At 72.4% G+C, this 10,338-nt stretch carries 10 protein-coding genes and 1 pseudogene; 8 read left to right on the forward strand and 3 right to left on the reverse strand.

The genetic code is table 11. The features are described from left to right. Positions 1 to 146 precede the first annotated feature (146 nt). Positions 147 to 1,691: a regulator gene (locus ACFV9M_RS00005; RefSeq protein ID WP_385078234.1), complete on the reverse strand. Its 1,545-nt coding sequence runs from the start codon at positions 1,689 to 1,691 to the stop codon at positions 147 to 149. Positions 1,692 to 1,930: 239 nt separating this feature from the next. On the opposite strand from ACFV9M_RS00005, the gene lipB reads away from it, so the two are divergent. From lipB to ACFV9M_RS00025, 4 genes are all read left to right on the forward strand, one after another. Then, positions 1,931 to 2,728, forward strand: coding sequence for a lipoyl(octanoyl) transferase LipB (lipB, locus tag ACFV9M_RS00010; RefSeq protein ID WP_385078231.1), 798 nt, complete (start codon positions 1,931 to 1,933; stop codon positions 2,726 to 2,728). A gap of 150 nt (positions 2,729 to 2,878) precedes the next feature. Further along, positions 2,879 to 3,844, forward strand: coding sequence for a lipoyl synthase (gene lipA, locus ACFV9M_RS00015; protein ID WP_385078228.1), 966 nt, complete (start codon positions 2,879 to 2,881; stop codon positions 3,842 to 3,844). A gap of 269 nt (positions 3,845 to 4,113) precedes the next feature. Further along, the gene (locus tag ACFV9M_RS00020) at positions 4,114 to 4,314 is read left to right on the forward strand and encodes a hypothetical protein (RefSeq protein ID WP_385078225.1); all 201 of its coding nucleotides are present in this window, start codon (positions 4,114 to 4,116) and stop codon (positions 4,312 to 4,314) included. 69 nt (positions 4,315 to 4,383) lie between these two features. Then, positions 4,384 to 5,085, forward strand: coding sequence for a DUF4191 domain-containing protein (locus tag ACFV9M_RS00025; RefSeq protein ID WP_385078222.1), 702 nt, complete (start codon positions 4,384 to 4,386; stop codon positions 5,083 to 5,085). A 144-nt stretch (positions 5,086 to 5,229) separates the two neighbouring features. Here ACFV9M_RS00025 and ACFV9M_RS00030 read toward each other — a convergent pair whose 3' ends face one another. Beyond that, entirely contained in the window at positions 5,230 to 5,697 is a 468-nt protein-coding gene (locus ACFV9M_RS00030; protein ID WP_385078219.1) for an RDD family protein, read from the reverse strand. 219 nt (positions 5,698 to 5,916) lie between these two features. Here ACFV9M_RS00030 and glnA point away from each other — a divergent pair, with 219 nt between their 5' ends. Both glnA and ACFV9M_RS00040 read left to right on the forward strand, forming a co-directional pair. After that, the gene (gene glnA / locus ACFV9M_RS00035; RefSeq protein WP_385078216.1) at positions 5,917 to 7,326 is read left to right on the forward strand and encodes a type I glutamate--ammonia ligase; all 1,410 of its coding nucleotides are present in this window, start codon (positions 5,917 to 5,919) and stop codon (positions 7,324 to 7,326) included. 209 nt (positions 7,327 to 7,535) lie between these two features. Beyond that, positions 7,536 to 7,793, forward strand: coding sequence for a hypothetical protein (locus tag ACFV9M_RS00040; RefSeq protein WP_385078213.1), 258 nt, complete (start codon positions 7,536 to 7,538; stop codon positions 7,791 to 7,793). A gap of 110 nt (positions 7,794 to 7,903) precedes the next feature. Here ACFV9M_RS00040 and ACFV9M_RS00045 read toward each other — a convergent pair whose 3' ends face one another. Next, entirely contained in the window at positions 7,904 to 8,173 is a 270-nt protein-coding gene (locus tag ACFV9M_RS00045) for a hypothetical protein (RefSeq protein WP_385078212.1), read from the reverse strand. Between the two features lie 549 nt (positions 8,174 to 8,722). Here ACFV9M_RS00045 and ACFV9M_RS00050 point away from each other — a divergent pair. After that, positions 8,723 to 8,869: pseudogene (locus ACFV9M_RS00050) on the forward strand (aminoglycoside phosphotransferase family protein); the annotation flags it as partial. A 95-nt stretch (positions 8,870 to 8,964) separates the two neighbouring features. After that, on the forward strand, positions 8,965 to 10,194 hold the full coding sequence (locus tag ACFV9M_RS00055) for a winged helix DNA-binding domain-containing protein (RefSeq protein ID WP_385078211.1): 1,230 nt from the start codon (positions 8,965 to 8,967) through the stop codon (positions 10,192 to 10,194). The last annotated feature ends 144 nt before the right edge of the window (positions 10,195 to 10,338 follow it).

The raw sequence follows: 10,338 nt of genomic DNA on the forward strand, positions 1-10,338 counted from the left end.
CGGGGGCGGCGCAAGGCCGCCGGGGGCGGCGCAAGGCCGCCGGGGGCGGCGCAAGCGCCTACGGCGCCGGGGTCCGGGGGCGGCAGCCCCCGGGGATGGGACGGGAAGGGGCGGCGGGGGGAGGAGACCCCCCGCCGCCCCGCCGACTACCCCAGCGCAGCCACCTTGTCCCGGTACGTCCGCACCGGCGCCGCGTCCTTGTACGGCTCCAGCCGGCGCTCGAAGTCCTTGACGTACTCCACCGCCCGCACCGACCGCATCTCCGCCGCCTGCCCCGCCGCCTCCGCCGCGAGATGGCACGCCTGGTCGAGCTCGCCGAGGCCGAGGCGGGCGGAGGCGAGGACGACCCGGCAGAACAGGCGGCTGCGGGCGTAGGCCGCGGGACGGAGCTGCAGGGAGCGTTCCGCGTGCTGGGCGGCGGCCCGGAACTGCTGGAGGTCCCGGTGGCAGTGCCCGAACTCGTCGGCGAGCTGCCCCTCGTCGAAGAACCGCGCCCAGAACGGCGTCTCGTCCCCCGCCTTGGCCGCCTCCAGCGCACGCTCGGCCCGCACCAGGGACGCGGTGCAGGCCCGCACCTCGCCCAGCACGCCGTGTCCGCGCGCCTCGGCGGCGTGCAGCAGCGCCTGGACGACGGGCGGGGCGTTCGTACCGACGCCCTGCTGGGCGACGCGCGCGAGCTGCACGGCCTCGCGGCCGTGGCCGAGGTAGACGGCCTGGCGGCTCATGGTGGCCAGGACGAAGGAGCCGTACGCCCGGTCCCCGGCGGCCTGGGAGAGCCGCAGGGCCTGCACGAAGTAGCGCTGGGCCAGGCCGTGCGCGGCGATGTCGAAGGAGGTCCAGCCCGCGAGGCGGGTGAGGTCGGCGGCGGCGCCGAACAGACGGCGGCCGGCCTGCTCGCCGTAGACGCCGCGCAGCATCGGCTCGCACTCGTGCTCCAGGTAGCGCACGAGGGCCTGGCGGGCGTGGCCGCCGCCGTACATGTCGTCGAGGGTGCGGAAGAGTTCGCCCACCGAGCGGAGGGCGGCGATGTCGCCGCCGGTGACGCGCTGGCCGGGGCCGCGCTCGGTGGTGCCGCGCTGCCGGGGCACGCCGGACGCGCCGTGGCCGGGCGGGCCCGGCGGCCTGGGCGGCACCGACCTGCCGGACCCCGGTCCGGCCGACGGGGCCGACGCGGCCGACGCGGCCTGGCCGGAGGGGCGGGCCTGGGCCGGCACCCGGGCGGGGGGCTCCCCGGGAGCGCGGGCGACCCTCTCGTCGGCCCGGCCGATCAGCCAGTCCCGGCTGGGCACGACGAGACCGGCCGGCGTGAAGGCGATCTTGCGCAGCTCGGCGTGGCTGCCGGAGTCCTTGCGCCACAGCCCGCCGACGATGTCGATCGCCTCCTCGGGGGTACCGGCGAACTCCAGCCCCGCGTACACGGGGGCGCACGCGTCCAGGCCGAGGTCCTGCGCGGTCAGACGGCGGCCCAGACGGCGGGTGAAGACCTCGGCGATGAGGGCGGGGGTGGTGCCGCGGGGCTGCTGACCGCGCAGCCATCGGGTGACGGACGTCTTGTCGTATCTGAGATCCAGCCCGTGCTCGAGGCCGAGCTGATCGACGCGCCGGGCCAGACCCGCGTTGGAGAAGCCCGCTTCTGCGATGAGCGCGGCGAGCTGGCGGTTGGGAGTGCGCTGCGCGGGTCGTTCCGTCATCTGCGGTGCGGTCTCCTGCCTTCCAGGCCCCTGAAGTGCCTGGATTGCCTGTGAGCAGCCCTAATGGCCTCGTGAACGGCGCGAATGTAGCGGAGCGTAAGCAGGCGATCGCACATCTCGACATTCATTCATCCGATCGTGTGAGGATCGACTCCTGGGCTGACGCGTGCGGGCCGGACGTACAGTGGCGGGGGCGCGCTGCGTGCCCGTTACACCCGTTGCCGAGGGAGGCGCTTGCCGTGAGTGAGGTGCGGTTCGTCCGCATGGGATTCGGAGCGGACGCGGTCGAGTACCAGGAGGCGTGGGACGAGCAGCGCCGGGTGCACGCGGCGCGTTTCGCCGACGAGGTTCCCGACACCGTGCTGCTGCTGGAGCACCCGCCGGTCTACACGGCCGGCCGGCGCACCGCCGACGACGAGCGCCCCCTGGACGGCACGCCGGTGATCGACGTGGACCGCGGCGGCAAGATCACCTGGCACGGCCCGGGCCAGCTGGTGGGCTACCCCATCCAGAAGCTCCCGCGCCCGGTGGACGTGGTGGCGCACGTCCGGCGTCTGGAGGACGCGCTGATCCGCACCTGCGCGGAGTTCGGCCTGGAGACCACCCGGGTCGAGGGCCGCAGCGGGGTGTGGGTGCTCGGCGACCCGGTGGAGCAGCGGCCGTCCTTCGGCGGTCTCTCGCTGGACTTCGACCCCCGGCTCACCGACGAGGAGTTCGATCCGCGCCTGAACGGCCCGGAGTACGCCCCCTCCAACGCCGGCCAGCGCCGCGAGGACCGCAAGATCGCCGCGATCGGCATCCGGGTGGCCAAGGGCGTCACGATGCACGGCTTCGCGCTGAACGTGAACCCCGACAACAAGTGGTTCGACCGGATCATCCCGTGCGGGATCCGGGACGCGGGGGTCGCCTCGCTCGCCGCCGAGCTCGGCCGGGACGTGACCATCGAGGAGGTCCTGCCGGTCGTCGAACGCCACCTCGCCGACGTCCTGGGCAACGCGGACCCGAAGCCGCGGGAGGTGGAGCGGGCCTCGGCCTAGGTCCTGGGCCCAGCCGGGCGTGTCGTCACCGTCACGCCGGGGCCGCGGGGGGAATTCCCGCCCCGCCCGGCGGGTTGCCCACCGCGGGGGCCGAAAACGTACGGGCGTACCCTGGGGGACGCCGAAGAATCGAAGCTACAGGGAGCCGATGTGTCCGCAGTCGCACCCGACGGACGCAAGATGCTGCGCCTGGAGGTCCGGAACAGCCAGACCCCCATCGAGCGCAAGCCCGAGTGGATCAAGACCCGGGCGAAAATGGGTCCCGAGTACACGAAGATGCAGAACCTCGTGAAGAGCGAGGGGCTGCACACCGTATGCCAGGAAGCCGGCTGTCCCAACATCTACGAGTGCTGGGAGGACCGCGAGGCCACCTTCCTCATCGGCGGCGACCAGTGCACCCGGCGCTGCGACTTCTGCCAGATCGACACCGGCAAGCCCGAGGCGCTCGACCGGGACGAGCCGCGGCGCGTCGGCGAGTCGGTCGTCACCATGGACCTGAACTACGCCACCATCACCGGCGTGGCGCGGGACGACCTGGAGGACGGCGGCGCCTGGCTGTACGCCGAGACCGTGCGGCAGATCCACCGGCAGACGGCGGAGCGCGAGGGCGGGCGCACGAAGGTGGAGCTGCTGGCCCCCGACTTCAACGCCGTGCCGGAGCAGCTGGCGGAGGTCTTCTCCTCCCGGCCCGAGGTGTTCGCGCACAACGTCGAGACCGTCCCGCGGATCTTCAAGCGGATCCGTCCCGGTTTCCGCTACGAGCGCTCGCTCGAGGTCATCACCGCGGCGCGCGACGTCGGCCTGGTCACCAAGTCCAACCTGATCCTCGGCATGGGTGAGACCCGCGAGGAGGTCAGCGACGCGCTGCGGCAGCTGCACGACGCCGGCTGCGAGCTCGTCACCATCACCCAGTACCTGCGCCCGAGCGTCCGGCACCACCCCGTGGAGCGCTGGGTCAAGCCGCAGGAGTTCGTCGAGCTGAAGGAGGAGGCCGAGCAGATCGGCTTCTCGGGCGTGATGTCCGGCCCGCTGGTACGGTCCTCCTACCGCGCCGGGCGCCTGTACCAGATGGCCGTCGAGAAGCGCGGTACCTTCGTGGCCGCCCAGGCCGTCTGACGCCCCGTCACCCGCCGTGCCCGGCACCGGGCGCGGCGAGCCTGTGAATTCACGCACAAGCGGCTACCCGTCGGTAGCGTCCGAGAAGATGCGGTCCCGGCCGTCCTCCCTGATGAGGGCGCCCGCCGGGGCCGCATCAGCATTTCGGCCCCTCACATCGAGGCTTCATTGGTGTTTGACCGGTCGGTCACGCCCTGGTAACACCAATCAGTGACGTTGGTATCACACCACGCGCACCCGTGACCCATGCCGCCCGAGGGGGCCCCATCATGCAGGCCGCGCCTGTTCGCGCCACCGCGATCCCTTCCTTCACCGACGCCCTGCGCGCCGTCGAGTCCCTGCTCATGAGCGGCGGCCAGCGCACCGCCCGACGCAACGCCTGGACCTCCGTCCTGGAGGACCGCCGCCGCGCCAAGGACCGTGTCGAGGCGCAGCGCGTCCTCGAAGCGGTCAGCTCCGCCGGCTCCTGACCGCCCCCGGCCCCTCGCTCCGGGGCACTGCCGTCGTGGGTCCTCCCGGGGCCACGTAGACTGCGTGACATGGCGAGGAAGGACACGGCGGCAGACGCCGCTAACCCCGGGCGACTGAAGCAGATCGCCCTGACCTACAAGATGACCCGCAAGGCCGACAAGAAGATCGGTCTTGTACTCGCGGCTGTCGGAATCGTCACCTTCGGTGTCTTCCTCGCGATCGGTTTCGCGATCGGCCACCCCGTCTATCTCGGCATCCTGGGCTTCCTGCTCGCCTTCCTCGCGACGGCGATCGTGTTCGGCCGCCGGGCCGAGCGGGCCGCCTTCGGCCAGATGGAGGGCCAGCCGGGTGCCGCGGCGGCCGTGCTGGACAACGTCGGCCGGGGCTGGACGACGACCCCCGCGGTGGCGATGAACCGCAGCCAGGACGTGGTGCACCGGGCCGTCGGCAAGGCCGGCATCGTCCTGGTCGCCGAGGGCAACCCGAACCGGGTGAAGAGCCTGCTGGCCGCCGAGAAGAAGAAGATGAACCGCATCGTGGCGGACGTCCCGGTGCACGACCTGATCGTCGGCACCGGCGAGGGCCAGGTGGAGCTGAAGAAGCTGCGGACCACCATGCTGAAGCTGCCGCGCGTCCTGACCGGCCCGCAGGTGACCACCACCAACGACCGGCTGCGCGCCATGGGCGACCTGATGAGCAACATGCCGCTGCCGAAGGGGCCGATGCCCAAGGGCATGCGCCTGCCGAGGGGCGGGCCGAAGGCCCGCTGAACCCCGCGACACCCGAAGGGGGCGCCCGGATCACTCCGGGCGCCCCCTTCGTCGTACGCCATCCCTCCGCCGTACGCCATCCCCTCCGCCGTACGGCGTCCTGGATGCGGATGCAGATGCGGATGCGGGGCCGCGCACGTCGTCCTAGATGCGCACCTCGACCGTGCGGGCCAGCCGGTCGTGGAGGCCGCGGCCGTCGCGGTCCCAGATCAGCGCGGGGACGGCGAGGCAGAGCAGGACCGAGCGCAGGGCGGAGCGGGCGGGGTGGACGGTGCCGGTGTCCAGGGCGACCACGCGCAGACGGAACAGGCGCTTGCCCGGAGTGAAGCCGAGCGTACCCACCGTCAGCACACTCATCACGAGGAAGATCAGCAGGGCCCAGTTGCCGGTGGCGGGGCCGTAGCCGTCCGTGATCAGACCGTATGCGATCAAGAGGCACAGACCCCAGTCCACCGCAAGGGCGCCGACACGCCGGCCCGGGCGGGCGATCGAGCCCGGTCCCTCCTCCGGCAGACCCAGCTGCTCGCCCCGGTACCCGAAGTCGGCACCGGCTTCCTCCATGGCCGCGCGCGGGCCGGAGAGCCACGATCCGATTGCTTGCCTGTTGTCCACCCGTCCACGGTACTGCGCACCCATATGCCCGGCGGACGGAGGGGTGCGGGACCGTGTGACCGAGCTACCGTGGAACCCGGGCCGGTTAACTTCTGCGAAACAAATGGGTCACGCACGAGAAATCACCCGTCCCTAGGGTCGACGACAGCGTGTGCCACCGCACTGGCCGCACGAACGAACTACCACCCCGGCTCGACGGCCGGGAGTAGGAGGAGCTGGATGTTCCAGAACGCCGACGAGGCCAAGAAGTTCATCGCGGACGAGGACGTCAAGTTCATCGACGTCCGGTTCTGCGACCTGCCGGGCGTCATGCAGCACTTCTCGCTGCCCGTCGAGGCGTTCGACCCGGACGAGGAGCTCGCCTTCGACGGATCGTCGATCCGTGGCTTCCAGGCCATTCACGAGTCCGACATGGCCCTGCGCGCCGACCTGTCGACCGCGCGGGTGGACCCCTTCCGCCGCGACAAGACCCTCAACATCAACTTCTTCATCCACGACCCGATCACGGGCGAGCAGTACTCCCGTGACCCGCGCAACGTGGCGAAGAAGGCGGAGGCGTACCTGGCGTCGACCGGGATCGCCGACACCGCGTACTTCGGTCCCGAGGCCGAGTTCTACGTTTTCGACAGCGTGCGCTTCAAGACCTCGGAGAACGAGTCCTTCTACCACATCGACTCCGAGGCCGGCGCCTGGAACACCGGCGCGCTGGAGGACAACCGCGGGTACAAGGTCCGCTACAAGGGCGGCTACTTCCCGGTCCCGCCGGTCGACCACTTCGCCGACCTGCGCGCCGAGATCTCCCTGGAGCTGGCCAAGTCGGGCCTGCAGGTCGAGCGCCAGCACCACGAGGTGGGCACCGCCGGCCAGGCCGAGATCAACTACAAGTTCAACACGCTGCTCGCCGCGGCCGACGACCTCCAGCTCTTCAAGTACATCGTGAAGAACGTCGCCTGGCGCAACGGCAAGACCGCGACCTTCATGCCGAAGCCGATCTTCGGTGACAACGGTTCGGGCATGCACGTCCACCAGTCGCTGTGGAGCAACGGCTCCCCGCTGTTCTACGACGAGGCCGGCTACGCGGGCCTGTCGGACATGGCCCGCTACTACATCGGCGGCATCCTCAAGCACGCCCCGTCGCTGCTGGCCTTCACCAACCCGACGGTGAACTCCTACCACCGCCTGGTCCCGGGCTTCGAGGCCCCGATCAACCTGGTGTACTCGCAGCGCAACCGCTCCGCGGCCATGCGTATCCCGATCACGGGTTCGAACCCGAAGGCCAAGCGCGTCGAGTTCCGCGCGCCGGACTCCTCCGGCAACCCGTACCTGGCCTTCTCGGCCCTGCTCCTCGCGGGCCTCGACGGCGTCAAGAACAAGATCGAGCCGGCCGAGCCGATCGACAAGGACCTCTACGAGCTCGCTCCCGAGGAGCACGCGAACGTCGCGCAGGTCCCGACCTCCCTCCCGGCCGTCCTCGACTCGCTCGAGCGCGACCACGAGTTCCTCCTCCAGGGCGACGTCTTCACGCCGGACCTGATCGAGACGTGGATCGACTTCAAGCGCACGAACGAGATCGCTCCGCTGCAGCTGCGCCCGCACCCGCACGAGTTCGAGCTGTACTTCGACGTCTAGGAAGCGGGGCCGGGTGACCTGGGCGTAAGCCCGTGAACCACCCGGCCGCCTCTCCGACTCCGCGTCGTCAGAGACGCCGCGAGGGCCGCTACCCGTGATCGGGTAGCGGCCCTCGTCGCTTGTCCACGGCCTTCCCGTTCCTCGGAGCGGGGCCTCGCCGTATCGTTTCCGGCACTGGTGTTCGACAGAGGTGACGGGGTGGGACGGGGATGCCCGAACGGGAAGACGGGGAGCGGGAGTTCGACCTCAGATGGGCGGACGAAGCCGAGCACAAGGAGCCCTCGGCGCGGGCGCGGATGCTGGCCGCGCGCTGGAGGGAGAACCCGCCGCGGCCGCAGCCCTTCCGGGCCGATCCCGGGCCGGTGACGCCCCGGCGGTCGTCGTGGGTGTCGACGGCGATCGTTCTGGGGTGCGTGGCCGCGGTGGTCCTGCTGCTGGGGTACGCGCAGACGCGGGCGCCGTACTAGCCGCGCCGCAGGAGGGGCCTCGGGGGCGCGGTGCCGTCGCAGGCTTCGCGTGCGGGCCGGCCCCCGGTCCATGAGGAACCGGGGGCCGGTGCCGTGCGGCCCCGCTACTTTCAGCGTTCGCGCTCCTGGCGGCGGAACTCCAGGGGGCGCTCGCGGCGGTAGCGGCGCTCCCACTTGGCCTGCTGGTCGCGGCGGGCGCGGTAGGCCTTGTAGGTGGTCGGCGCGGGGCTCGCGGCGGGGCCGGGCGCGGGCGCCGAGGAGGCGACGCGGCCGTAGCGCACGTACAGGAAGAGCACGGCGACCGCGGCGAGCCAGTAGAGGTGGTTTCCGAAACCCAGGACCACCAGGACAGCGGTCCCGGAGAGTACGACGGTGCCCATGGGGTGCCTCCTTCCTGGGCGGGAACGATCTGACCGGGTGCGGTGCGGGGGGGGTGGGGGTGCTCTCAGCGTAGGGAGGCGGTCACTCGAGGTGCACCTTCTTTTCCCCGGACCTGGAGTCGGCCGAAGCGATACATATCGTCCCTGTACGGCCGCAAACAGCCACAAACGGCCACAAGGGGTGCTCCTCGCCCGTGATCCCGCAGATCGCGCCGTTCGGCGGACAACTGGTGCGGACCTCGCTCGGTCAGGCCGAGGAGGAGCACCCGCGCGAGGCGATCAAGGCGGCCCAAGCGGCTCAGGCGGCGTAAGTGCCTTGCATGAATGGGGAGATGAGCGAGTTCTCTCCTTTCACGCGCGGGGCGGGCGGTGCTGGTCGTGCCGGGCTCGGACGCGGTGATCCCGCCGGAGGTGACGGAGGCCGTACAGGACGCGCTGTCGGCCCGGGCGCAGTACTCGCGCCTGGAACTGCCGGACGCGGAGCACCGGTCGGGCCGGTGGCCGCACGACCGCGCCGAGGACCGGCGGGCGTTCGTGAGCGCCCTGCTGAGGCTGCTGGACGCGCTGGCCTGCGCCCCCGACGCGGCGAAACTCGCCGGGCCGTGGCGGGAACTGGGCCGGAGCGACCTGACGGCGGAGGTACTGGGCGGCCGGCTGGAGGCGTATGTGGCGGGCCTGCTGGAGGCGTACGCCTGAGCCGCTCCCCACGCACGGAACGAGCGCACGGAGCGGCCGTTGTCAGTGCAGTCGTGGAGTATGGCGGTCGGGACCACAGAGGGGCGGAGGCGGGGATGGACGGCGGGGAGCGGTACATCGGCGTGGCGGAGCGGCGGGCCCGGCTGGCCCTGCGGCACCGGCTGACGCCGCAGGCGCGGGCGGTGCGCCCGGAGCAGGTGGCCGAGGCGCTCGTCGCGCTGCACGGCTCGGATCCGGCGACGGTGTACCTGGCGGTCGGTGCACGGCTCGCGGACCCGTCGGGGACGGTGGCGGAGACGGAACGGGCGCTCTACGGCGATGACCAGGCACCGCACGGCAAGGACCGGGCACCGCACGGCGACGACCGGGCGCTGGTGCGTATGCACGGCTTGCGGCACACGGTCTTCGTGTTCCCCGCGGAGCTGACGGCGGTCGTGCACGCCTCGACCGGCCTCGCGGTCGCCGCGCGGGAACGTGCGACGCTGCTCAAGGACATGGCGAAGGCCGGCGCGCCGGACGCGGCCTGGCTGAAGGAGGTCGAGGAGTCGGCGCTGGCCGCGCTGGAGCGGCTTGGGCAGGCGACGGCGGCCGAACTGGCGCGGGAGGAGCCGCGGCTGCGGGAGCGGTTCGTGTACGCGGCGGGCAAGAGCTACGAGGGGATCCACACCGTCTCGACGCGGCTGCTGAAAGTGCTGGGCGTCGAGGGGAAGGTCGTCCGGGGCCGTCCGATCGGCTCGTGGACGTCGAGTCAGTTCCGTTGGGCGGCCGCTCCCGCGCATCCCGAGCTCGCCCCGGCCGGGGCCCAGGCGGAGCTGCTGCGCCGCTGGCTCACCGCCTGCGGGCCGGCCACCGAGGCCGACCTGAAGTGGTGGACGGGGTGGCGGGTGACGGACGTACGGCGGGCGCTGGCGGCGATCGGGGCGCGGGCGGTGTCGCTGGACGAGGGCACGGGATACGTGGCCGCGGGCGACGTCGAGCCCGTCGCCGCGCCCGGCGGGCCGTGGGCGGCGCTGCTGCCCGCCCTCGACCCGACGGCGATGGGGTGGCAGGCGCGGGACTGGTACCTCGCCCCCGGCCTGCGGCCGGCGCTGTTCGACCGCAGCGGGAACGTGGGGCCGACGGTGTGGTGGGACGGACGGGTGGTCGGGGGGTGGGCCCAGCGGCCCGACGGCGAGATCGTCTGGCGCGTCCTGGACGGCGCGGGCGTGGGGCGGGAGGCGGAGGCGGCGATCACGGCGGAGGCGGAGCGGCTGCGGGCCTGGGTGGGGACGACGAGGGTGACGCCCCGGTTCCGTACGCCGTTGGAGAGGGAGTTGACGGGCTAGAACCTGCCCGGGCGCGCCCCGCCGGGGCAGGCGCCGGGCGGCAGGCGCCGGGTGCCCGGCCCCCCCCCCGCCCCCCCCCCCCCCCCCACCCCCACCCCCGCCACAGCGCCCCCCCCCAGGGGCACCCCGGGAGCGCCCGCCGCG

It is taken from the genome of Streptomyces sp. NPDC059895, assembly GCF_042731035.1.
In the GTDB taxonomy this organism is placed as follows: domain Bacteria; phylum Actinomycetota; class Actinomycetes; order Streptomycetales; family Streptomycetaceae; genus Streptomyces.

Coding starts and splice junctions, on each gene's coding strand:
- ACFV9M_RS00005 (WP_385078234.1), bottom strand. CDS start 1,691: ATGACGGAACGACCCGCGCAGCGCACTCCCAACCGCCAGCTCGCCGCG.
- ACFV9M_RS00020 (WP_385078225.1), top strand. CDS start 4,114: ATGCAGGCCGCGCCTGTTCGCGCCACCGCGATCCCTTCCTTCACCGAC.
- ACFV9M_RS00025 (WP_385078222.1), top strand. CDS start 4,384: ATGGCGAGGAAGGACACGGCGGCAGACGCCGCTAACCCCGGGCGACTG.
- glnA (WP_385078216.1), top strand. CDS start 5,917: ATGTTCCAGAACGCCGACGAGGCCAAGAAGTTCATCGCGGACGAGGAC.
- ACFV9M_RS00040 (WP_385078213.1), top strand. CDS start 7,536: ATGCCCGAACGGGAAGACGGGGAGCGGGAGTTCGACCTCAGATGGGCG.
- ACFV9M_RS00045 (WP_385078212.1), bottom strand. CDS start 8,173: ATGGGCACCGTCGTACTCTCCGGGACCGCTGTCCTGGTGGTCCTGGGT.
- ACFV9M_RS00055 (WP_385078211.1), top strand. CDS start 8,965: ATGGACGGCGGGGAGCGGTACATCGGCGTGGCGGAGCGGCGGGCCCGG.